This is a genomic window from Streptococcus oralis subsp. tigurinus (genome assembly GCF_002096275.1).
Lineage (GTDB): Bacteria > Bacillota > Bacilli > Lactobacillales > Streptococcaceae > Streptococcus > Streptococcus oralis_CN.
This window is the reverse complement of record NZ_NCUG01000018.1, coordinates 543798-567694: the sequence shown is the minus strand read 5'-3', so window position 1 is coordinate 567694 and position 23897 is coordinate 543798. Positions and strand designations below refer to the sequence as shown.

Genomic DNA, 23897 nt, shown 5'->3' with positions numbered 1-23897 from the left:
TATGTTTAAGATGCAAGGTCAATAAACTTTATAGTATAATGAATAGAGAGGGAAAAAACGATGAAAGTGATTGATCAAACTTTATTAGAAAAAGTCATTATTGAACGTTCTCGTACCAGTCATAAAGGAGACTATGGCCGTCTGCTCTTGCTTGGTGGGACCTATCCTTATGGTGGAGCCATCATCATGGCTGCCTTGGCAGCTGTCAAAAGTGGTGCAGGGTTGGTGACTGTTGGCACGGATAAGGAGAACATTCCGGCTCTGCACAGTCATTTACCTGAGGCCATGGCATTTTCTCTTCAAGACCAGCAATTGTTAAAAGAACAGTTAGAAAAGGCAGAGGTTGTCTTGTTAGGTCCGGGTTTGCGAGAGGATGCATTCGGAGAAGAACTCGTAAAATGGGTTTTTAACAACCTCAGAAGTGACCAGATTTTGATTGTAGATGGTGGTGCTTTGGGCATCTTAGCAAAAGGCCAGTTACCACTTCCTTCCAGTCAGCTCATCCTAACTCCCCACCAAAAGGAATGGGAAAGACTGTCTGGTATAGTTCTTGACCATCAAAATACAGAGACGACTGCTAGGGCTCTTTCAGCTTTTCCTCAAGGAACGATTTTAGTCGAGAAAGGTCCAGCAACTCGTATCTGGCAAGCTGGTCAGTCTGAATATTATCAGTTACAGGTTGGAGGCCCCTATCAAGCAACTGGTGGAATGGGAGATACACTGGCTGGGATGATTGCAGGATTTACAGGTCAGTTTGACCAAGTCAGCCTCTATGAGAGAGTGGTGGTAGCGACTCACCTTCATTCAGCTATCGCGCAAGAACTTGCTCAAGAAAACTATCTTGTCTTGCCAACAGAAATTAGTAAAGCTCTTCCGAAAACAATGAAAAAAATATCTCAAAAAGGCAGCTAATACCTTGGTTGTCTTTTTATGTTGATGTAGCTTTGTTAATAAGGTTTTCAAATACCTCAGAACCAGCGACAAACTGCTGAACTTACGAGGAATTCTCACTTTTAAGGTCTTGATTTTTACTCAAACTCAAAAGGGAAGCGAGATTGTTATCAAAGTTGAGGGGTGTCAAATCATGCTTTTTTTGATATAATTTTTAATGATGAATGCGAGAAATGATCGGTATGTGGTCGTTGATTTAGAGGCGACCAGCACCGGAAGCAAGGCAAAAATTATTCAAGTAGGCATTGTGGTGATTGAGAATGGTGAAATCATCGATCAGTATGCGACTGATGTCAATCCCCACGAACCCTTGGATTCTCATATCAAAGAATTAACGGGTCTGACCGATCAGCGTTTGGCTGCGGCACCAGAGTTTTCTCAGGTGGCTGGAAAAATTTTTGAATTGGTTAAGGACGGTATTTTTGTTGCGCACAATGTACAGTTTGATGCCAACCTTCTTGCAGAATTTCTCTTTTTTGAAGGATATGAATTGCGCACACCGCGGGTGGATACAGTTGAGCTTGCCCAAGTTTTGTATCCTCAGTTTGAAAAGTATAACTTAGGTATCCTTTGTCAAGAGTTGGGCATTGAGCTGGAACATGCCCATACTGCTCTGTCAGATGCTCAGGCAACAGCTGAACTCTTGCTTTACATGCGTCAAAAACTTTTTGAGCTACCTAAAGGGCTCTTAGAAAGCTTATTAAACCTTGCAGACAACCTTCTCTATGAAAGTTATCTGGTGATTGAGGAGGTCTATCAGCAACAATCGCTCTTATCTTCGCCAGACTTGATGGAGCTTCATGGGCTTTTCCTCAGAAAGGAAAGCAAAGCCTTAGTCCCACGAAAGTTATCCAAAGATTTTGCTAAAAATATTTCTTTATTGGGGCTGGAGGAGCGTCCGCAACAGTTGGAATTTGCGGAGAAGATTGAGCAATTATTGGAAGAAGACCAGACTTCCTTTATCCAAGCTCAAACGGGACTGGGCAAGACTTATGGTTATCTCCTCCCAGCTTTGAACTTGGAGAGTCAAGCAGGTATCTTAGTGAGTGTTCCGACCAAAATTCTTCAAAATCAAATCATGCAAGAAGAAGGTCAGCGCTTAAAAGAGGTCTTCCATCTGGAAATTCATAGTCTCAAGGGTCCTCAAAATTATTTAAAACTGGATGCCTTTCACCGAGTTCTCCATCGACCGGAGTCCAATCGCCTTTTCACACGCTTTAAAATGCAACTGCTCATCTGGCTAACAGAGACAGAGACAGGTGACTTGGATGAAATCGGGCAGCTTTATCGCTATCAGCATTTTCTGCCAGAACTAGTCCACGATGGCAAGCTTTCAAAGAAAAGTTTATTTGCTACAGAAGATTTTTGGAAACGAGGGCAGGACAAGGCCAAGACCAGTCGTGTTCTTCTGACCAATCATGCCTATCTGGTTACTCGTTTGGAAGACAATCCCGAGTTTGTCGACAACCGATTGGTGATCTTGGATGAAGCTCAAAAAATGCTACTAGCTCTTGAAAATCTGGCCCAGCAGGCTTATCGACTTGAGGAACTTGTAACCCAGCTTGATAAGTCCTTAGAGACAGAGGAAGATTTGGTTCAGAAACGCTTGCTTGAGAGTATCGGCTTTGAATGTCGTTACTCGATGGACCAGTATCAGTCGGGTCTTAAGAATGGAAAGTGGTTGGATTCTCTCGAACAGTTGCGCCAACATTTTTCGGAGCTAGCTCTTCCAGAGTATAGAGAGCTTGCAAACTTTTTTACGGCGGACCGTGAATTTTGGCTTGCTCCAGCAGAGAAATCGAGCAAGGATGTCCTGATTTGTTCAAGTAAAAAAGGCCGCTTTATACTAGCAGATTTATTGCCAGAAGATTGTAGGCTCCTAGGAGTATCGGCCACTCTTGAAATCAGCAATCGGGTTTCCTTAGCAGATTTATTGGGATTTCCAGATGCTCCGCTTGTTAAGCTTGATGTAGCAAAGCAGGAGCAACAAGAAGTCTTTTTAATCAATGACTTTCCTCTTGTGACAGAAGTTTCACCTTTTGACTATGCGAGTGAAGTGGCTTCTGTCATTCGAAGTTTACAAACTTTTCAAGAACCCTTATTGGTTTTGTTTACCTCAAAAGAGATGTTACTGGCAGTTTCGGGCCTGATCGACCAACCGCATCTAGCTCAATATAAAAATGGGGAACCAAGCCAACTGAAAAAACGTTTTGAAAAAGGTGAACGACAGATCTTACTTGGAACAGGTAGTTTCTGGGAAGGAGTTGATTTTTCAACCCATCCATTTGTACTTCAAGTGATTCCGAGATTGCCTTTCCAAAATCCCCAAGAGCCGTTAACCAAAAAGTTAAACCAAGAACTACGTCAAGAAGGGAAAAATCCTTTCTATGATTATCAGTTACCGATGGCTATCATTCGGCTAAAGCAAGCCTTTGGTCGTACTGTTAGACGACCTGACCAAGGTTCGGTTGCTGTAATCTTAGACAGTCGTGTTGTCAGCAAGCGCTACGGCAAACAAATCGCCCAGACCTTGTCAAAAGAAAGGGCTGTTCAGGTTCTTTCTAGAGAACAGCTAGAGCCTGCTGTAGCTGATTTTCTCCAATCCCGTCGCAATAGAATGAAAGAAAAATCCAAGAAAGAGAAAAGGTAAAAAATATGAAACGTTCCTTCGACTCTCGAGTCGATTATAGCCTCCTTCTACCAGTGTTTTGTTTACTGGTGATTGGAGTAGTGGCCATTTATATAGCAGTTAGTCATGACTATCCAAATAATGTGTTACCAATACTAGGCCAGCAAATCGCTTGGATTTCCTTGGGCCTTGTCATTGGTTTTGTGGTCATGTTCTTCAATACTGAGTTTTTATGGAAGGTGACTCCTTATCTTTATGGTCTAGGGCTAGCTTTGATGGTCCTCCCTCTTGTTTTCTACAATCCGAATCTTGTAGCGTCAACAGGTGCCAAGAACTGGGTATCGATTGGTGGAACGACACTCTTTCAGCCATCTGAGTTCATGAAGATTTCCTATATCTTGATGCTAGCTCGAGTCATTGTACAATTCACTCAAAAACACAAGGAATGGCGACGGACTATTCCCTTGGATTTCCTGTTGATTATTTGGATGATTGGCTTTACTATCCCAGTGCTGGTCCTTTTAGCCCTACAAAGTGACTTAGGGACTGCCTTGGTCTTTGTAGCTATTTTTTCCGGTATGGTTCTTCTTTCAGGAGTTTCGTGGAAGATTATCATTCCTGTTTTTGCGACAGGAGTGACTGCAGTTGCAGGCTTCATGGCCATATTTATAAGCAAGGATGGACGTGCCTTCTTGCATCAGATCGGGATGCCAACCTACCAGATCAACCGTATTTTGGCTTGGCTCAATCCCTTTGACTTTGCGCAAACAACGACTTACCAACAGGCGCAGGGGCAAATTGCGATTGGAAGTGGTGGCTTGTTTGGACAGGGTTTCAATGTGTCCAATCTCCTCATTCCAGTACGTGAAAGTGATATGATTTTCACCGTAATTGCTGAAGACTTTGGCTTCATTGGTTCAGTCTTTGTGGTTGCCCTGTACTTGCTTCTTATTTACCGGATGTTGAAGATTACGCTCAGGTCAAATAACCAGTTCTACACCTACATTTCGACTGGATTTATCATGATGTTGCTCTTCCATATCTTTGAAAATATCGGTGCCGTGACAGGCTTACTTCCTTTGACAGGGATTCCTCTGCCTTTCATTTCTCAAGGGGGCTCCGCTATTATTAGTAACCTCATCGGTGTCGGTCTCCTCTTATCTATGAGTTACCAGACCAACCTAGCGGAGGAGAAAAGCGGAAAAGTTCCATTCAAACGAAAGAAAGTCGTCCTAAAACAAATCAAATAAGGAGGCCACTATGGCAAAAGTAGCAGTTATCTTAGCCCAGGGTTTTGAAGAAATTGAAGCCTTGACAGTAGTTGATGTCTTGCGTCGAGCAAACATTTCATGCGATATGGTAGGATTTGAAGAGCAGGTGACAGGATCACATGGCATTCAGGTAAAAGCCGACCGTATCTTTGATGGCGATTTGTCCGACTATGACTTGGTAGTTCTTCCAGGTGGTATGCCAGGCTCAGCTCACCTACGGGATAATCAAGCCCTCATTTCACAGATTAAAGCCTTTGACCAAGCAGGAAAGAAAGTTGCAGCTATCTGTGCAGCTCCAATCGCCCTCCATCAAGCAGGTGTCCTGAAAGACAAGCACTTTACCTGTTATGACGGTGTTCAGGAAAACATCAGTGACGGAATTTACCGAAAGGAAACAGTAGTTGTGGATGGCAATCTGACAACTAGCCGAGGACCGTCAACTGCCCTTGCCTTTGCCTATGAGCTGGTAGAGCAGTTGGGAGGAGATGCAGAAAGTTTACGAGTCGGCATGCTCTATCGAGATGTCTTTGAAAATCAACAGTAAAACGAGGGTTAAACTCTCGTTTTTTACTTGGAAAAATCTAGGAAATCATCGCTTTTTTCGTAAAAAAATGGTATAATGAAGGGTATGAAATATCGTGACTATATATGGGATTTAGGTGGTACCCTATTGGATAATTATGAGACTTCTACAGCGGCCTTTGTAGAGACCTTAGCCCAATACGGAATAGAGCAAGAACACGACCGTGTTTACGAAGCCTTGAAGGTTTCGACAGCTTTTGCCATTGAGAAGTTTGCCCCAGCCATCGAGAATTTTTTAGAAAACTACAAAGAGAATGAAGCGCGTGAGCTAGAGTACCCAGTTTTGTTTGAGGGAATTCCAGAGTTACTAAAAGACATCTCTGACAAGGGTGGCCGTCATTTCTTAGTCTCTCATCGAAATGACCAAGTGCTAGAACTTCTTGCAAAGACTCAGATAGCTGACTATTTCACAGAAGTCGTTACTGCCAGTTCTGGTTTCAAACGGAAACCAGATCCAGAGTCTATGATTTATTTACGTGATAAATATCATATCTCATCCGGTTTGGTCATTGGAGACAGAAATATTGATGTAGAAGCAGGTAAAGCTGCCGGCTTAGATGCCTATCTTTTTAAAAACGTTGCGACACTGAGACAAGCAATAGACATGTAAGAAAAGGGAAAAAATGACAGAAGAAATCAAAAATCAACAGGCACAGGATTATGATGCCAGTCAAATTCAAGTTTTGGAGGGGCTGGAAGCTGTTCGTATGCGTCCAGGTATGTATATTGGATCGACCTCAAAAGAAGGCCTTCACCATCTAGTATGGGAAATCGTTGATAATTCAATTGATGAAGCCTTAGCAGGATTTGCCAGTCATATCCAAGTCCTTATTGAGCCAGATAATTCCATCACCGTTGTGGATGATGGACGTGGTATCCCTGTTGACATTCAGGAAAAGACAGGACGTCCTGCTGTTGAGACCGTCTTTACTGTTCTTCACGCTGGAGGAAAGTTCGGCGGTGGCGGATATAAGGTATCAGGTGGATTGCACGGTGTGGGTTCATCAGTAGTAAATGCCCTCTCAACTCAACTAGATGTTCGGGTTCATAAAAACGGAAAAATTTATTATCAAGAATACCACCGTGGGAATGTCGTTGCTGATCTTGAGGTGATTGGAGATACGGATAGAACCGGAACAACAGTTCACTTCACACCGGATCCAGAGATTTTTACAGAAACAACGACCTTTGATTTTGACAAATTGAATAAACGTATTCAAGAACTAGCCTTTTTGAACCGAGGTCTTCGAATCTCCATCACAGATAAGCGTGAAGGTCTCGAACAGACTAAACATTACCATTATGAGGGCGGGATTGCTAGCTATGTTGAATACATCAACGAGAACAAGGATGTTATCTTTGACACACCAATCTACACAGACGGTGAGATGGATGATATTACTGTTGAAGTAGCCATGCAGTACACAACCGGTTACCACGAAAATGTCATGAGTTTCGCCAATAACATTCACACCCATGAAGGTGGAACGCATGAGCAAGGTTTCCGTACAGCACTGACGCGTGTTATCAACGATTATGCTCGTAAAAATAAATTACTAAAAGACAATGAAGACAATCTAACAGGGGAAGATGTCCGTGAAGGTTTGACTGCTGTGATCTCTGTCAAGCATCCAAATCCGCAGTTTGAAGGGCAAACCAAGACAAAGCTGGGCAATAGTGAAGTAGTTAAGATTACCAATCGTCTCTTCAGCGATGCCTTCTCTGATTTTCTCATGGAAAATCCACAGATTGCCAAGCGTATCGTGGAAAAAGGAATTTTGGCTGCCAAGGCTCGTGTGGCTGCCAAGCGTGCGCGTGAAGTCACTCGCAAGAAATCTGGTTTGGAAATTTCCAATCTTCCAGGAAAACTAGCAGACTGTTCTTCAAATAATCCTGCTGAAACCGAACTCTTCATCGTCGAAGGAGACTCGGCTGGTGGATCAGCTAAATCTGGTCGTAACCGTGAGTTCCAAGCTATCTTACCAATTCGTGGTAAAATCTTGAACGTTGAAAAGGCTAGCATGGATAAAATTCTTGCTAACGAAGAAATTCGGAGTCTCTTCACAGCCATGGGGACAGGATTTGGCGCAGAATTTGATGTTACTAAGGCTCGTTACCAAAAACTCGTTTTGATGACCGATGCCGATGTCGATGGTGCCCACATTCGAACTCTCTTGCTAACCTTGATTTACCGCTACATGAAACCAATCCTAGAAGCTGGTTATGTTTATATTGCCCAACCACCGATTTATGGGGTCAAAGTTGGAAGTGAGATCAAAGAATACATCCAGCCAGGTACAGATCAAGAAATTAAACTCCAAGAAGCCTTAGCACGTCATAGTGAAGGGCGCTCAAAGCCCACCATCCAACGTTATAAAGGTCTGGGAGAAATGGATGATCACCAATTGTGGGAAACAACCATGGATCCAGAACATCGCTTGATGGCACGTGTTTCAGTAGATGATGCTGCTGAAGCAGATAGAATCTTTGATATGTTAATGGGCGATCGGGTAGAGCCTCGTCGCGAATTTATCGAAGAAAACGCTGTTTACAGTACACTTGACGTTTAAAAAATGTGGGAAATAGTTCCCTTGGTTTAAAAAATATGATATAATCATTACGATTGTTTCTAGTATAAAAGGAGTTTGATATGTCTAATGGACAACTAATTTATCTAATGGTTGCGATTGCGATCATTTTGATTTTAGCTTATGTAACAGCCATTTTTCTACGTAAGCGTAATGTAAGCAGATTAACGGCGCTTGAAGAAAGAAAAGAAGAACTCTACAATCTTCCTGTAAATGATGAGGTTGAAGCCGTTAAAAATATGCACTTGATTGGTCAAAGTCAGGTAACCTTTCGTGAATGGAATCAAAAATGGGTTGATTTATCTCTGAACTCATTTGCAGACATCGAAAATCACCTCTTTGAAGCTGAAAACTACAATAATTCTTTCCGTTTCTTTAAAGCAGCTCACAAGATTGATCAAATTGAAAGCCAGATTAGTTTGATTGAGGAGGATATTGCAGCTATTCGCAATGCCCTTTCTGAACTCGAAAAGCAAGAGTCTAAGAACAGTGGTCGCGTCCTACATGCTTTGGACTTGTTTGAAACCCTTCAACATACGGTTGCAGAGGACTCAGAGAAATATGGGAAAGCTCTTCCTGAGATTGAGAAACAATTGGAAAATATCCAATCGGAATTCTCTCAATTCGTTACCCTTAACTCATCAGGTGACCCAGTTGAAGCTGCAGCAATCTTAGATGATACTGAAAATCATATTCTTGCTCTAACGCATATTGTTGATCGTATTCCAGCTCTTGTTGAAACCTTGACAAAGGAATTACCAGACCAATTAGCAGATTTGGAAGAGGGCTATCGTAAGCTGTTGGATGCCAAATACCACTTTATTGAAACAGATATTGAGTCACGTTTCCAACTCTTGCATGAATCTTTGAAGAATAATCAAGAAAACATTCGTCAGTTGGAGTTGGACAATGCAGAGTATGAAAATAATCGCATTCAAGAAGAAATCAATGCACTTTATGATATTTTCACTCATGAAATTGAGGCTCAAAAAGTCGTTGAGAATCTCCTCTCAACACTTCCAACCTATCTCAACCACTTGAAGGAAAATAACCAGGTGCTTGTTCAGGATCTTGAACGCCTAAATAAAACTTATCTTCTTCCAGAAAGTGATGGGAATCATGTCCGCCGTCTTCAAAAAGAATTAGCTGCACTTGATACCGCTATTTTAGAAGTAACAGAGGACCAAAGAGAATCTGCTCAAGCCTATTCTGTTCTTGAAGAACAGTTGGAAATGCTTCAAAGCAATCTCAAAGATATTGAAGATGAGCAAATTTCTGTGAGCGAACGACTTGCGCAAATTGAAAAAGATGACCTCAATGCTCGCCAAAAAGCAAATGTCTATGTGAATCGTTTGCACACTATCAAACGTTACATGGAGAAGCGAAACTTACCAGGAATCCCTCAAAGTTTCTTGAAACTCTTCTTTACTGCAAGTCATAACACTGAAGATTTGATGGCGGAGCTAGAACAACCGCAGGTTAATATTGAATCTGTTAAGCGAATTCTTGAAATTGCAACGAATGATATGGCAGTACTTGAGACAGAAACATATGACATTGTTCAGTATGCAACTTTGACAGAGCAACTTCTCCAATACTCAAATCGCTACCGTTCATTTGATGAACGCATCCAAGAGGCTTTCAACGAAGCACTTGAAATTTTTGAGAAAGAGTTTGACTATCGGGCATCATTTGAGAAGATTTCTCAAGCCTTGGAAGTTGCAGAACCAGGAGTTACAAATCGTTTTGTGACTTCATATGAAAAAACACGTGAAGCAATTCGCTTTTAAAATAGAAGCTTAGAGAATTCTAAGCTTTTTCTTTATTTTTTGAAATGGAGCTAGATTATCTGTTTATCATTGAAATAATAGCTTTGATTTGATATGATGGAAATATGAAGAAAAATATGAACCGTGTTTCTCACGATAAAAAGAGAAGTATATTGCTTTCCTTTGTTGGAATCTTAGGAATCGCTATGATTCTTTTGGGAAGTGCCATTGGCTACAAGGTTCTACAAAAGCAATCTTATGAACAAAAAATTGAAGCGTTAAAAAGCGAAAAGGACCAGCAATTCAACTCAGGTAGTCAGAAGGACCATTTCCGAAAAGGGCAAGCTGAGGTGATTGCCTACTACCCTCTGCAAGGAGAGGAGGTCATTGCGTCTATTAGAGAAAAAATCAACCAAGATATCAAAGAAAATCTAGAAGATAAAGAGGATCTGGTCTTTTATTATACAGAGCAGCTGGATCCTGTCCTTAAGGGAGTTGTTGCTCGTAATATCAGTAGGCAAGTCTATGATTTGTCTGCAGCAAAGGTTGAAGAAAAAGAAAAGACTTCCTTAGGGAAAATTTTCTTGACTGAAGATGGGAAAGCTTTTGACCTCAGTAAACTCTTCAAAGATGCAAGCAAGGCTAAGGAACTCTTACTGAGTCAAATCAAATCAACTCTAGAAGATAAGAAACTTGACCAGGCAAAAATTGATCAAGTTATAAAGAGCTTCACAGATCAGGATTTGGCATCTTGGAGTTTTGATTATAAAGATAGTCAAATCATCCTTTATCCTGCTAATCCTGGAGAGACTGTTGAAGAAATTGCTTTACCAATATCCAGTTTCTTTGATGTCATTGAGTCTTCTTATCTATTAGAAAAGGATGCGGAACTCTACCAATCTTACTTTGCTAAGAAAAATAAAAAGGTTGTTGCCTTGACCTTTGATGATGGTCCAAATCCGACTACAACTCCACAAGCTTTGGATACCTTATCTAAGTACGGTGTAAAGGCAACCTTCTTTGTACTTGGAAAAAACATAGCAGGAAATGAAGATCTTCTGAAACGAATGAAATCGGAAGGTCATGTTGTGGGAAATCATAGCTGGGATCACCCTATCCTTTCTAAATTATCCCTCGAAGATGCTAAAAAGCAAATCACTGATACAGAAGATTTGTTGACTCAAGTTTTAGGATCAAGCTCTAAACTGATGCGCCCACCTTATGGTGCCATTACTGATGATATTCGAAATAGCCTTGACTTGAGTTTTATCATGTGGGATGTGGATAGTTTAGACTGGAAGAGTAAGAATGAAGCTGCTATTTTGACAGAAATTCAACACCAAGTTCGTAATGGTTCCATCATTCTCATGCATGATATCCATGGTCCTTCTGTTAATTCCCTACCAAGTGTCATTGAGTATTTAAAGGGTGAAGGGTATACATTTGTAACCGTTCCCGAATTGCTCAATTCTCGCTTGAAGTCTCACGAGATCTATTACGATCGTGATCAATAATTGTTAAAATCTAAAGGAGCAAGCGTACTGGTAATCAGGATTTTGTTTCTTTAGATTTTCTTCACATAGAAAGGAAAAACGATGAAATCTTACACCCTTAATAATGGAGTTTCAATTCCTGTTCTAGGATTTGGAACATGGAAGGCTGAAAATGGAGAAGTAGCCTACCAAGCTGTTTTAGAAGCTTTAAAGGCTGGTTATCGTCATATCGATACTGCAGCTATCTATAAAAATGAGGAGAGTGTTGGTCGTGCTATTCGAGATAGCGGTGTTCCACGCCAAGAAATCTTTGTAACGACTAAACTTTGGAATACCAATCACAGCTATGATGAAACCCGCCAAGCATTTGAAGAATCAATGGAAAAACTGGGATTGGATTATCTAGATTTGTATCTTATCCATTGGCCAAATCCAAAACCTTTAAGAGAAAATGACGAATGGAAAACTCGCAATGCTGAAGTCTGGAGAGCGATGGAGGATCTTTACCAAGAAGGCAAAATCCGTGCTATCGGCGTTAGTAATTTCCTTCCCCATCATTTGGATGCTTTGCTTGAGACAGTAAGAGTCATTCCGGCGGTCAATCAGGTACGCTTGGCACCAGGAGTTTATCAAGAGGAAGTGGTTGACTACTGTAGAGAGAAAGGAATTCTCCTAGAGGCTTGGGGGCCTTTTGGGCAAGGGGAGTTGTTTGAACAGAAAGAAGTCCAAGAAATTGCTGCTAAGCATGGGAAATCAGTGGCTCAAATTGCCTTGGCTTGGAGTTTGGCAGAAGGTTTTTTACCTCTACCTAAGTCAGTGACAGCCTCTCGCATCCAGAGCAATCTTGACTGTTTTGGAATTGAACTCAGCAAAGACGAGCGAGAAGTCTTAAAGACTATCTCAGTGACTTCTGGAGCACCTCGTGTGGATGAGATGGATTTTTAATTTTTAAAATCGATTTATACCGAAATAACAAAGACTAGGAATTTTAAATCCTAGTCTTTTTGTGTATAAAAATCCAAATTATTTGTATAATAAAATAATTTTATGAATTGAAATAAATGAACAAATTTAGAAAATATTGGTTTGATAGAGCAAATAACACGAATGATAAAATTAAATAAGAAAAATATATACGTAAATATTACATTTTTGTGACAATTCAGATTTTTATGAAAATTTTTGATTATTTGCGTTATAATAGGTATACTTTAAAGAAAAAGGAGATTATTTATGGATAGACGACAACGTTTTTCATTACGGAAATACAAATTTGGTCTTGCTTCAGTTTTATTGGGAACTGCTTTGGTTTTTGGAGCAAGTCAAGTTAATGCCAATGAGCAGAGTACAGGTGAAAATCAAGCCCAAACTCAGGCAATCAAGACAGAGCTAAAAGACGATAAACACTCAAACTCTTCAACTGACCAAACCAATACTAATGGGATAGCTCCAGTTGTTGGAGAGAAACAAGAAGCTGAAACTTCTAAAGAGGATGCTAGTAAACAAGATGCTAAGGTAGAAGCTTCGGTTGATAAAACTGCTGAACCCCAAGAATCAGGAAAAGATAGCACAGTTGCAAATGAAGAAAATCAAGGTGTCGTTCAAAAAGAAACAACAGTAGCTACCAGTCCAGCGCCTGCTACTGAGAAGGCTTCTAACATAGAGAACAAAGAGGCTCAAGCAACGACAGCTCCTAAAACTACTGGAGAAACGGCAACTACTGAAAAAGAACAAGAAAAAGCTGAGTCTGCAAAACCCAATAGTCTTTCAAGCAATGATATCATCACAGTACCAAAAACTTGGAAGGCTGGTTACAAGGGGACGGGGACCGTTGTTGCCATTATTGACTCTGGGCTTGATTTGAATCATGAGGTTCTTCGAATTTCGGATCCGTCAAAAGCAAAATTTAAAAACAAGGAAGCCATCGAAGCAGCTAAAAAGGCTGCTGGAATCGACTACGGTAAATGGTATAATGATAAGGTTGTCTATGCCTACGATTACTTTGACGGAACAGATAAAATCAAAGAAGCAGAAAGAACTTCTCATGGGATGCACGTAACAGGGATTGCAGCTGGAAACCCTGATAAAGAAGCACCAAATGGTGAAAAGGTCTATGGTGTGGCGCCAGAAGCTCAAGTTATGTTTATGCGTGTCTTTTCAGACCGCCAAAAAACGACCAGTTCTGCCCTTTATGTAAAGGCGATTGATGACGCAGTTGCCTTGGGAGCAGATGCTATTAATATGAGTTTAGGATCTAGCACAGGTTCTATGGTGGATGCTGGTTCTGATATTGTGGATGCCATCAAACGGGCTCGTGCCAAGGGAGTTTCTGTTCTTATCTCAGCAGGAAATAGCAATACATTCGGAAATGGCTATTCAAAACCACTAGCCGAAAACCCAGACTATGGCTTGGTTGGAAATCCATCCACTGTTGAGGATTCTATTTCAGTTGCTTCTGTCAACAACAAAACATTGACAACAGCGGTTTTTGAAGTCAAAGGTCTAGAGGGAAATGCCGGCCTTCATAACGGAAAATTTGATTATAATCAACCTGAAGCAGATAAGGACTTTGAAAAAGGAAAAGAGTATGAGTACGTCGAAGCAGGGTTAGGTCGTGAAGAAGATTTTGCGAAGTTGGATTTAACTGGGAAACTTGCCCTCATTCAGCGTGGAGCCATGAACTTTTCAGAGAAGATCAAAAATGCACGAAAACACGGTGCAGTTGGTGCTTTGATCTACAATAATGTAGAAGGTGCAAACATCAATATGGCTATTGATGATGAAGCAAAGAAAATTCCTTCTGTATTTATTTCTAAACAGTATGGTGAAGCATTAAAATCAGGAAACTACAAGATTGTTTTTAATGGTAAGATGGATAATCGTCCTTCTGATGTAGCCAATCAGCTATCTGACTTTTCAAGTTGGGGAGTGACTACCGATGGACAATTGAAACCAGACGTGACAGCTCCTGGCGGCAATATCTACTCATCCTTTAATGACAATACCTACGGTAGTATCAGCGGAACCAGTATGGCGGCTCCTCACGTTACGGGTGTTGCAGTTCTGGTTAAGGAATACCTTCAAAAACACCATCCAGAATTGACTCCTGAGCAAGTATCAGAGACTGTCAAGGCCTTGATCATGTCAACTGCAAAACCACATGTTAATAAGGACACAGGCACTTATACCTCTCCTCGTCAGCAAGGTTCTGGTATTGTGGACACAGCTGCTGCAGTGTCAACAGACCTCTATGTAACGGGTGAAAATGGTTATCCAAGTGTGACTTTGGGAAATGTTGGAGATCAATTTACTTTCAAGGTCACTGTACACAATATTTCAGATACTGACCGTACTCTCAAGATGGTAGTGAATACCAATACAGACGAGGTCCAAGATGGAAAATTCACCCTTCGACCTCGAAAACTAACGGAGACAGTCTGGCCTGAAGTGACGGTCAAAGCCCACAGCAGTCAAACAGTCACTGTTAAAGTGGATGCTCGAAAATTTGCTGCTGAACTCAGCAAACAAATGCCAAATGGCTATTTCCTTGAAGGGTTTGTTCGATTTGTAGATCCAGCAGATGATGGGGATGTTGTGAGTCTTGCATTTATGGGCTTCCGAGGTGAATTCCAAAATCTCCCCGCTGTCGAAAAACCAATTTACAACCTTGTTCGAGAAGGAAAAAATGGATTTTACACAGAAGTAGACAAGGAAAATCCTGCAGTTAACTACTCTAATGATGCGACCTATCTAGCCACCTTGCAAAATGACCTTCTAGTTTCTAAAGGTCAACGCCAAGGACGCCGAATTACCGTTCTGGGGATTGAACAAAATGCTGAAGGTAAGCATATTCTTCAGTTGGACGAAAAAGGGAATGTCCGTATTGCCATTTCTCCAAATGATGATGGAAACAAAGACCTGGTTGAATACAAAACGGTTGCTTTGAGAAATCTTGTAAATCTTCGGGCTACAGTTTATGCGGCTACGGATACCAAGCATGAACATCCTATTTGGGAGGGTGATGCAAAGGATCTTCGTAAGAATTACTTTGATGGTGACAGTAGAAATCTGAAGAGTTATATTCTAGATAATACTGCTTGGAGAGGTCAGGATTTTGATGGCAATACCGTTGCAGATGGTTTATATGACTATGTTATTAGTTACACACCAGACGTTCCAGGAGCTAAAGAACAACACACAACCTTTAAAATTCAGATTGATACTCAAAAACCTGTCATCACAAGTGGTTATATTCGCTTTAAAGATGGAAATCAAGAATTCGTAGCTCGAAAACCAAAAGATGTGGGTCAAGGCGGTATCCTTTCAGAAAAAGTCTTCTATATCACACCATTTGACCAGAAAGGGACCATGGTTCTATCTGAGAAAGACCAGTCTGGAACCCGTGCGCTTGAGAACACCCATCTGATTAAGGCCAATGCTGACGGTAGTTATACACTTCCTAAGGATGTTGACAAGGCTAATATTTACTATCTTGTTGAGGACTATGCAGGAAATGTAGACTATATCTCACTTGCTGAACTTGTGCGCGATCAAAATAGTGGTCGAGTGAAAATTGCCTTGAAGGATGCAAAAACAAATCAAGATATTGATACCCTCTACGTCTATCGAATCAAAAATAGCAAGGGGCAATATGTCGATGTTGACAAGACAAAAGCGATTCATTTCTTACAATTTGGTCATTATACAGCAGAAATTTTCAGTTATGATCGAACAGAATTGAAATTTATCAGTGCCTTGTCCCAAGAGTTTGACTTGACGGAAGAAAATAGTTTCCAAACCATTACCTTCCTAGCAAATCTCCTAGAATATGCACCAGTATCTGTTTCCTTCAATCAAGCCGTTTCAAAGACGACTACAGTGGTTCTGAAAGGAGAAGATGGGACAAGTATCACTCTTCCTGCTGAAAAATACGGTCAATACGCCTTTGGTAAGAAAGTTGCTACAGGTCGTTATACTGTACAAGTCACCTTGCCAACTGGATATGAACTCCTTGAAGATCTCGTTTCCTTGCTCGTTCAGCCAGGTCGAAATAATGCTTTGCGTCTATCTGTTGTGTCTAAGTTGGCCCTGATTGCTGCGGTAAATCAACAAAAAGAACTGGTAGAAACGTCTCGTTACTTTAATAGTAGTGCAGATAAGAGAAAAGCTTATGACCGAGCTTTCCAAGTGGCACAGTCAGCCTTGTCAAGCAAATTAAAGCAAGAATTGATTGATGGCGTTCTCGCTAGTCTTGAGGCTGCTGGTAAAGCTTTGGATGGAAAAGATTCGAACGTTACAGCCTTGAAAGAAGCTATGAAAGCTTACTATGCAACGACTAAAACTGGACGATATGCTAATGCCAAGGAAAAAGTACGTCGAGCTTATGATCGTGCCTTCCAAGAAATTGCCTTACTAGCTGTGGATCCTAAAGTCAAACAGGATCAAATTGACCAATCTCTCATTGCCCTAGCGACGGCTAAAAGCAAATTAAATGGCAAAGCTACTGACTTCTCTAGTCTGAAGAAACTGGTCAAGGATGAACGCCTTTTCCAAGAAAAGAATGCGAGATTTATCTATGCAGACAAGAAAGAAAAAGCAGCTTATCTTCTAACTTTTAAAGAGGCACAGGAACTCCTTAATGATCCAGGAGCGAGCCAAGAAGATGTCAAAGATGCCATTACAGCATTGAAACAAGCCAAGAGAAATCTACATGGCAAAAAACCAAAAGCGAAAAGACATCCTTAAACAGGAGTTTCTGAAGCTTTACTATTAAATGAGTCTGGAACTTTGTTTTCAGACTCATTTTTGGTTTACACTAACTAGAAAATCTGCTATAATACTAGCTAGGAAAGAAAGTCTTATGGCGTTCTTCAAGCGAGCTTGGGATAGTGGGAGCCAAGTAGGACAAGGTAAGAAACTGGCGCTTTCTGTCGTATTTTAAAAAACAATGAAGTAATAAATTAGGGTGGAACCGCGTTTCTGACGCCCCTAGGTCACAGACTTAGGAGTAAAGACACGGTTCTTTTTGTATCCAAAGTCACAAGAATTTATAAAAAGGAGTAAATAATGTCTAAAAAATTGACTTTCCAGGAAATCATCCTTACTTTGCAACAATTTTGGAATGACCAAGGTTGTATGCTTATGCAGGCTTATGACAATGAAAAAGGTGCGGGAACCATGAGTCCGTACACTTTCCTTCGTGCTATCGGGCCTGAGCCATGGAATGCGGCTTATGTAGAGCCATCACGTCGTCCTGCTGACGGTCGTTACGGGGAAAATCCTAACCGTCTTTACCAACACCACCAATTCCAAGTAGTTATGAAGCCTTCTCCATCAAACATCCAAGAACTTTACCTTGAGTCTTTGGAAAAATTAGGTATCAATCCTTTGGAACACGATATTCGTTTCGTTGAAGACAACTGGGAAAATCCATCAACTGGTTCAGCTGGTCTTGGATGGGAAGTTTGGCTTGATGGGATGGAAATCACTCAGTTCACGTATTTCCAACAAGTTGGTGGATTGGCAACTGGCCCTGTGACTGCGGAAGTTACCTATGGTTTGGAACGCTTGGCTTCTTATATTCAGGAAGTTGATTCTGTCTATGATATCGAGTGGGCCGATGGTGTTAAATACGGAGAAATCTTCATCCAGCCTGAGTACGAACATTCAAAATATTCATTTGAAATTTCTGATCAAGAAATGTTGCTTGAAAACTTTGATAAGTTTGAAAAGGAAGCTGGTCGTGCCTTGGAAGAAGGCTTGGTTCACCCTGCCTATGACTATGTTCTCAAATGTTCACATACCTTTAACCTGCTTGATGCGCGTGGTGCCGTATCTGTAACCGAGCGTGCGGGCTATATCGCTCGTATCCGTAACTTGGCCCGTGTCGTAGCTAAAACCTTTGTTGCGGAACGCAAACGCCTAGGCTACCCACTTTTGGATGAGGCGACACGAGCTAAACTCTTAGCAGAAGACGCAGAATAAAGAGAGTGACAAATTACGAAAATGGGCGAACGGAGTGAGCCCTGATCCAGTTGCCGCAGTGATGAAGGTATCCTTAGTGAAGCTAAGGATACTAGGCAAAATTGGAGACTTTCGACTCCAATTTTAGCAATGAAACAACGAAGTTGGTTGCTTGCGTGCCAATCACATAAGGCAAACTGGAAAATAAAAAGATACCTTTCGGAGAAAAAACATGACAAAAAACTTATTAGTAGAACTCGGTCTTGAAGAGTTACCAGCCTACGTAGTAACTCCAAGCGAAAAACAACTAGGTGAAAAAATGGCAGCCTTTCTCAAAGAAAATCGCCTATCTTTTGAAGCCATTCAAACCTTCTCAACACCACGCCGTTTGGCTGTTCGTGTCACTGGTCTTGCAGACAAACAGTCTGATTTGACAGAAGATTTCAAGGGACCAGCAAAGAAAATTGCCTTGGATGGTGATGGAAACTTCACCAAAGCAGCTCAAGGATTTGTCCGTGGGAAAGGCTTGACAGTTGAGGATATTGAATTCCGTGAAATCAAGGGTGAAGAATACGTCTATGTTACCAAGGAAGAAGTGGGCCAACCAGTTGAGAACATTGTTCCAGGTGTAGTAGATGTCTTGAAGTCATTGACTTTCCCTGTCAGCATGCACTGGGCTAACAATACTTTTGAATATATCCGCCCTGTGCACACTTTGACAGTTCTCTTGGACGAGCAGGAGTTTGATCTGGATTTCCTTGATATCAAGGGCGGTCGTGTGAGCCGTGGTCATCGTTTCTTGGGACAAGAAACTAAGATTCAGTCAGCATTGAGCTACGAAGAAGACCTTCGTAAGCAGTTTGTAATCGCGGATCCTCGTGAACGTGAGCAAATGATTGTTGACCAAATCAAAGAAATCGAGGCAAAACATGGTGTACGTATCGAGATTGATGCTGACTTGCTGAACGAAGTCTTGAACTTGGTTGAATACCCAACTGCCTTCATGGGAAGTTTTGATGCCAAATACCTTGAAGTTCCAGAAGAAGTTTTGGTGACTTCGATGAAGGAACACCAACGTTACTTTGTTGTTCGTGATCAAGACGGTAAACTCTTGCCAAACTTCATTTCTGTTCGTAATGGAAACGCAGAGTATTTGGGAAATGTCATCAAGGGTAATGAAAAAGTCTTGGTTGCCCGTTTGGAAGACGGTGAATTCTTCTGGCGTGAAGACCAAAAATTGGTGATTTCTGACCTTGTTGAAAAATTGAACCAGGTGACCTTCCATGAAAAGATTGGTTCCCTTCGTGAACACATGATTCGTACAGGTCAGATTGCCGTCCTTTTGGCGGAAAAAGCTGGTTTATCAGTGGATGAAACGATTGATCTTGCCCGCGCAGCATCCATTTATAAGTTTGACTTGTTGACAGGGATGGTTGGTGAGTTTGATGAACTCCAAGGAATTATGGGTGAGAAATATGCCCTTCTTGCTGGGGAAACTCCAGCAGTTGCGGCTTCCATTCGTGAACACTACATGCCTACATCAGCGGACGGAGCTCTCCCAGAGAGCAAGATTGGAGCCATTCTAGCCATTGCAGACAAATTGGATACGATTTTGAGTTTCTTCTCAGTGGGTTTGATTCCATCAGGTTCTAATGACCCTTATGCCCTTCGTCGTGCAACTCAAGGTGTTGTTCGTATCTTGGATGCTTTTGGTTGGCACATTGCCATGGATGAGTTGATTGATAGCCTTTACACTTTGAAATTTGACAGCTTGACTTATGGAAATAAAGCAGAGGTCATGGACTTTATCAAGGCTCGTGTTGATAAGATGATGGGTTCTACTCCGAAAGACATTAAGGAGGCAGTCCTTGCAAGTTCGAACTTTGTCGTGGCGGATATGTTGGAAGCAGTAAGTGCTCTTGTAGAAGCAAGCAAAGAAGAAAACTTCAAATCATCTGTCGAATCTCTCTCACGTGCTTTCAACTTGTCTGAGAAAGCTGAAGGATCTGAAACAGTTGATTCTGCTCTTTTTGAAAATGAAGAAGAGAAAGCCTTGGCGGAAGCAGTAGAGTCACTCGTTTTATCAGGGACTGCAAGTCAGCAATTAGAACAACTCTTTGCGCTTAGCCCAATTATTGATGCTTTCTTTGAGAATACTATGGTAATGACCGATGATCAAGATATTCGTCAAAATCGATTGGCCATCTTGTCGCAATTGACCAGGAAAGCAGCTAAGCTTGCACGCTTTAACCAAATCAATACCAAGTAGACTCTCTATTAAACAAACTGTATCTTTTTACAAAGGAGATAAACATGGATTCAAAAAAAATCGCTCGTATCAACGAGCTCGCTAAAAAGAAAAAAACAGAAGGCTTAACTTCTGCTGAAAAAGTGGAACAAGCTAAACTTCGTGAGGAATACATTGAAGGATATCGTCGTGCTGTTCGTCACCATATTGAAGGAATTAAAATTGTGGACGAGGAAGGAAATGACGTAACGCCAGAAAAACTACGCCAAGTGCAACGTGAAAAAGGTTTACATGGTCGTAGTTTGGATGATCCTAACTCATAAAATGAAAGGGGTTTGTAGATGATTTACAATCCCCTTTTCTGTTGCAATAAAAAAGGAGCCATTTGGCTCCTTTTGTGTTTCTTAGTTACTTGCGCCAGAAGTAGCGTCTGCGCCACCACCGTGGCCTCCAGCGTCACCTGAATCAGAAGCGCCAGAAGTAGCATCAGCGTCTCCATGACCTCCAGCGGCAGGAGCAAATGGTCCGCTACCACCTACCAAACGTTGACCAGTCTCTTTTAGGTACCAGTCAAGCCATGGTTGGAAGTTAAAGACAATTTCATTGATACCAGCGTATGATCCGTCAGGATAGTACATCGCTTGGTAGTTGTGGGTGTTGATGACACCTGCAGGAGAACCTGGAACGATTGTACGGACGTATTCTTGGTTTCCGTTACGAAGTGTTCCGATAACCCACTCTACATTCTTCATACGTGCTGGTGGAAGAGATCCATGAACAGTCGACATACGGTTACCTGATTGAGGTGGTACACGTTTGGCAAACATGGTGTCTGGATCTTGGTGAGCGTTATTGTAGTAGAGGAATTGGTTGTTATCGTCAGCGTATGTCAATTCAAATGGCATAGCTTTCAAGAACATATCAATTTGGTTAACTGTCAGGATACCGTGGTCCAGTTTGACATAGGTATCACCAGAAACAGCTCCAGTGATTGCAGCAACTTTTTCTACCCATTCTGGATCGTCAGGATCAACTTCTGTGATGGTTGTAGCGATTGGTTTTCCACAATCCAAGTCTTCTGGTTCGATTGGTTTTGGTTTTTTCAATTTCGAAACGACTCCTACGTATTTTACAAAGTTATCTAAGCAAGTTTCAAGGAATTTAACAGTGCCTTCGTTGGTGATATTTCCGTCGTTATCAAAAGCTTCCTTAGCTTTACCAAGAAGGAATTCGTTACCTGGAAGCGTGTAGGCATTGACACCTGGAGCATCAAGGATTTTACGGAGGTGAACTTGGGCACGTGATGTTCCTTGGTCGTAGTATGATGCACCTACAATCATAACAGGCTTGTTTTCAAATGGATGAACTTCGTATGAAAGCCATTCAAGTACAGATTTGAGTGAAGCTGAGATAGTGTGGTTGTGCTCAGGAGTGGCGATAATGACACCATCAGCACGTGTAATCTTGTTATACAAGAAGCGCAATTGGAAACTTTCGTCCCATTTTTCGTCTTGGTTAAACATTGGAACTTCGTCGATTTCAAGAACTTCTAATTCAAATTTGAATTTGAAATTTCGACGGATAAATTCCAAGAGTTTGCGGTTATATGATTGATCGTAGTTTGATCCAACAAGTCCAACAAATTTCATTCTTTCGGTCTCCTATCTTACAAATTTTCCCAGTCAAATTCTTCGGCATCTTTGCGAAGCAATTCTTGTGCATTGCGCAATTTTTCAGTAATCTTCACAAAGATACGGAAGTCATCAAAGATGGCATCCAATTTCTTGATGACATCAAGGTCAACCAAGTCGCCACTTGGGTTAAATGCTTGAAGAGAGTGTGAGAGCAAGAATTCATCTGGAAGAACATTTGCCTTGATTTCAGGAGCATTCAAGATTTGACGAAGTTGCAATTGGGCACGAGATGAACCAAGTGTACCGTAAGAAGCACCAGTGATCATGATTGGTTTGTTCAAAAGTGGGTAGATACCGTAAGATAGCCAAGCAAGAGCGCTCATCAAAACCGCAGGGATAGAGTGGTCGTACTCAGGAGTACCGATAATCACACCGTCAGATGCTTCAATTTTAGCAGCAATTTCAAGAATTTCATCTGGAAGTTGCTTATCTGCTGGTTTGTTGAAAACAGGGATATCCTTGATTTCAACGAGTTCAATTTCAGCTTTATCAGCAAAGTGTTTTTGCATGTATTGGAGCAGTTGGCGGTTTGTAGAACGTTTAGAGTTCGTTCCAACAATGGCAATAAGTTTTAGCATGAGATTTCCTTTCTCTTTTTACATAATACAATTTTGAAGGCCTGAAGAACATGCAAGGCGTCCCTCTTTGTCGATGAGGATGGCTTCAATCCCATCTATACTTTCGACTTGCCAGAGGATAGAAGCGCTTCGTTCTCCGAAAAGGCGTGTTGTCCATATCTCACCATCAACGGATTTATCAGAGACAATCGTTAGGCTAGCGAGGTCTGTTTCGACAGGGAATCCTGTCTCACTATCAAAGATATGGTGATAGTCTTTTCCATCTACTGTCAGGTGGCGTTCATAGATACCTGAAGTGACAACGGATTTGTTAGACGCAGGAATGGTTAGGAGATGATTGCCACGAGGATTTTGCGGATCTTGAATCCCAATCTGCCAGGCTTTCCCTTCTTTAGCTTGGTTATTCCCGATGGTGAGGATATTTCCTCCGAGATTGATCAAGGCAGAGGTGACACCGTGTGCTTTTAAATACTGGGCAACCTTATCTGCACTATAGCCCTTGGCTAAGCAACCTAGATCAAGCTTCATTCCTTTCTTCCCTAAAAAAACAGTAGAGCTAGTCGGATCCAACTTGATAAAATGCGGGTCAACTAGGGGCAAGACAGCTTCGATTTCGTTTAACTCTGGAAGTCGTGCATCTGCAAATCCGATTCGCCAGGTTTGAATCAAGGGACCGATACTGATATTTAGATGGCTAGAGGGAGCTAGGCTGTGCTCTAGTCCAAGAGCAATCAGTTCAAATAGGTCAGGATGAACCTTAACAGGTGCGATTCCAGCCTGGTAGTTGATTTCCATCAGTTCGGATTCTTGACTATTGGCGTTGAAACGGTATTCGAGCTCCTTGAGCAAGTCAAAAGCGCCCTGAAGCAGGATTTCTGCCCGCTCATCTACTAATGAAATCGTGATAGTTGTTCCCATTAGCCGTTCAGAACGTGAATGAAGAGACAAGCTACCAGCTCCTTTCTTTTCATAGGAAATCATTCAATATAAGTTGGTTAAAGAAAAATTAAACCCCTTACATTTTATTTCCATGTAACTAGCATACCATAAAGTCAGCGTTTTCACAAATGAATTTTGACAAAAAAGTCAAGAAATATGCTCAAAATTAGAACGAAAACGATAGAAAAATAA

The 23897-nt window shown here is 41.4% G+C and carries 16 protein-coding genes; 13 read left to right on the top strand and 3 right to left on the bottom strand.

What is annotated here, in order from left to right; translation table 11 throughout:
• Nucleotides 1-60 precede the first annotated feature (60 nt).
• From B7725_RS07920 to B7725_RS07860, 13 genes are all read left to right on the top strand, one after another.
• On the top strand, nucleotides 61-912 hold the full coding sequence (locus B7725_RS07920) for an NAD(P)H-hydrate dehydratase (protein ID WP_084875534.1): 852 nt from the start codon (nucleotides 61-63) through the stop codon (nucleotides 910-912).
• A 199-nt stretch (nucleotides 913-1111) separates the two neighbouring features.
• On the top strand, nucleotides 1112-3601 hold the full coding sequence (locus tag B7725_RS07915; protein ID WP_394335035.1) for a bifunctional DnaQ family exonuclease/ATP-dependent helicase: 2490 nt from the start codon (nucleotides 1112-1114) through the stop codon (nucleotides 3599-3601).
• Nucleotides 3602-3606: 5 nt separating this feature from the next.
• A complete protein-coding gene (locus B7725_RS07910; protein ID WP_084875531.1) occupies nucleotides 3607-4830 on the top strand; it encodes an FtsW/RodA/SpoVE family cell cycle protein in 1224 nt (407 codons plus the stop codon).
• Nucleotides 4831-4840: 10 nt separating this feature from the next.
• The gene (locus B7725_RS07905; RefSeq protein ID WP_084875529.1) at nucleotides 4841-5395 is read left to right on the top strand and encodes a DJ-1 family glyoxalase III; all 555 of its coding nucleotides are present in this window, start codon (nucleotides 4841-4843) and stop codon (nucleotides 5393-5395) included.
• A gap of 84 nt (nucleotides 5396-5479) precedes the next feature.
• Nucleotides 5480-6043, top strand: a complete 564-nt coding sequence (locus B7725_RS07900; RefSeq protein WP_007520338.1) for an HAD-IA family hydrolase — start codon at nucleotides 5480-5482, stop codon at nucleotides 6041-6043.
• 13 nt (nucleotides 6044-6056) lie between these two features.
• Nucleotides 6057-8003, top strand: coding sequence for a DNA topoisomerase (ATP-hydrolyzing) subunit B (gyrB, locus tag B7725_RS07895; RefSeq protein ID WP_084875527.1), 1947 nt, complete (start codon nucleotides 6057-6059; stop codon nucleotides 8001-8003).
• An 80-nt stretch (nucleotides 8004-8083) separates the two neighbouring features.
• Nucleotides 8084-9811, top strand: coding sequence for a septation ring formation regulator EzrA (ezrA, locus tag B7725_RS07890; protein WP_000064792.1), 1728 nt, complete (start codon nucleotides 8084-8086; stop codon nucleotides 9809-9811).
• A 104-nt stretch (nucleotides 9812-9915) separates the two neighbouring features.
• Nucleotides 9916-11304 carry a peptidoglycan-N-acetylglucosamine deacetylase PgdA gene (gene pgdA / locus B7725_RS07885; RefSeq protein ID WP_084875525.1) on the top strand — a complete coding sequence of 463 codons (1389 nt, stop codon included), beginning with the start codon at nucleotides 9916-9918 and terminating at the stop codon, nucleotides 11302-11304.
• Nucleotides 11305-11385: 81 nt separating this feature from the next.
• Nucleotides 11386-12228 carry an aldo/keto reductase gene (locus tag B7725_RS07880; RefSeq protein WP_084875524.1) on the top strand — a complete coding sequence of 281 codons (843 nt, stop codon included), beginning with the start codon at nucleotides 11386-11388 and terminating at the stop codon, nucleotides 12226-12228.
• A gap of 288 nt (nucleotides 12229-12516) precedes the next feature.
• On the top strand, nucleotides 12517-17028 hold the full coding sequence (locus B7725_RS07875) for a S8 family serine peptidase (protein ID WP_084875522.1): 4512 nt from the start codon (nucleotides 12517-12519) through the stop codon (nucleotides 17026-17028).
• 321 nt (nucleotides 17029-17349) lie between these two features.
• A complete protein-coding gene (gene glyQ, locus B7725_RS07870; protein ID WP_000038733.1) occupies nucleotides 17350-18267 on the top strand; it encodes a glycine--tRNA ligase subunit alpha in 918 nt (305 codons plus the stop codon).
• A 211-nt stretch (nucleotides 18268-18478) separates the two neighbouring features.
• The gene (gene glyS / locus B7725_RS07865) at nucleotides 18479-20515 is read left to right on the top strand and encodes a glycine--tRNA ligase subunit beta (protein WP_084875520.1); all 2037 of its coding nucleotides are present in this window, start codon (nucleotides 18479-18481) and stop codon (nucleotides 20513-20515) included.
• Between the two features lie 44 nt (nucleotides 20516-20559).
• Nucleotides 20560-20817 (top strand): DUF896 family protein, encoded by a 258-nt coding sequence (locus B7725_RS07860; protein ID WP_000377481.1) that lies wholly within the window; start codon nucleotides 20560-20562, stop codon nucleotides 20815-20817.
• 81 nt (nucleotides 20818-20898) lie between these two features.
• Here the strand turns inward: B7725_RS07860 and B7725_RS07855 are convergent, their stop codons facing one another.
• Genes B7725_RS07855 through B7725_RS07845 form a run of 3 tightly spaced genes read right to left on the bottom strand, consistent with a single transcriptional unit; the run spans nucleotide 20899 to nucleotide 23714 of the window.
• On the bottom strand, nucleotides 20899-22143 hold the full coding sequence (locus tag B7725_RS07855; protein ID WP_000673665.1) for an NAD(P)H-dependent oxidoreductase: 1245 nt from the start codon (nucleotides 22141-22143) through the stop codon (nucleotides 20899-20901).
• A 17-nt stretch (nucleotides 22144-22160) separates the two neighbouring features.
• Nucleotides 22161-22766 (bottom strand): NADPH-dependent FMN reductase, encoded by a 606-nt coding sequence (locus B7725_RS07850; protein ID WP_084875518.1) that lies wholly within the window; start codon nucleotides 22764-22766, stop codon nucleotides 22161-22163.
• An 18-nt stretch (nucleotides 22767-22784) separates the two neighbouring features.
• The gene (locus B7725_RS07845; protein ID WP_084875958.1) at nucleotides 22785-23714 is read right to left on the bottom strand and encodes an FAD:protein FMN transferase; all 930 of its coding nucleotides are present in this window, start codon (nucleotides 23712-23714) and stop codon (nucleotides 22785-22787) included.
• Nucleotides 23715-23897: the final 183 nt, after the last annotated feature.

Coding starts and splice junctions, on each gene's coding strand:
- B7725_RS07920 (WP_084875534.1), top strand. CDS start 61: ATGAAAGTGATTGATCAAACTTTATTAGAAAAAGTCATTATTGAACGT.
- B7725_RS07915 (WP_394335035.1), top strand. CDS start 1,112: ATGAATGCGAGAAATGATCGGTATGTGGTCGTTGATTTAGAGGCGACC.
- B7725_RS07910 (WP_084875531.1), top strand. CDS start 3,607: ATGAAACGTTCCTTCGACTCTCGAGTCGATTATAGCCTCCTTCTACCA.
- B7725_RS07905 (WP_084875529.1), top strand. CDS start 4,841: ATGGCAAAAGTAGCAGTTATCTTAGCCCAGGGTTTTGAAGAAATTGAA.
- B7725_RS07900 (WP_007520338.1), top strand. CDS start 5,480: ATGAAATATCGTGACTATATATGGGATTTAGGTGGTACCCTATTGGAT.
- gyrB (WP_084875527.1), top strand. CDS start 6,057: ATGACAGAAGAAATCAAAAATCAACAGGCACAGGATTATGATGCCAGT.
- ezrA (WP_000064792.1), top strand. CDS start 8,084: ATGTCTAATGGACAACTAATTTATCTAATGGTTGCGATTGCGATCATT.
- pgdA (WP_084875525.1), top strand. CDS start 9,916: ATGAAGAAAAATATGAACCGTGTTTCTCACGATAAAAAGAGAAGTATA.
- B7725_RS07880 (WP_084875524.1), top strand. CDS start 11,386: ATGAAATCTTACACCCTTAATAATGGAGTTTCAATTCCTGTTCTAGGA.
- B7725_RS07875 (WP_084875522.1), top strand. CDS start 12,517: ATGGATAGACGACAACGTTTTTCATTACGGAAATACAAATTTGGTCTT.
- glyQ (WP_000038733.1), top strand. CDS start 17,350: ATGTCTAAAAAATTGACTTTCCAGGAAATCATCCTTACTTTGCAACAA.
- glyS (WP_084875520.1), top strand. CDS start 18,479: ATGACAAAAAACTTATTAGTAGAACTCGGTCTTGAAGAGTTACCAGCC.
- B7725_RS07860 (WP_000377481.1), top strand. CDS start 20,560: ATGGATTCAAAAAAAATCGCTCGTATCAACGAGCTCGCTAAAAAGAAA.
- B7725_RS07855 (WP_000673665.1), bottom strand. CDS start 22,143: ATGAAATTTGTTGGACTTGTTGGATCAAACTACGATCAATCATATAAC.
- B7725_RS07850 (WP_084875518.1), bottom strand. CDS start 22,766: ATGCTAAAACTTATTGCCATTGTTGGAACGAACTCTAAACGTTCTACA.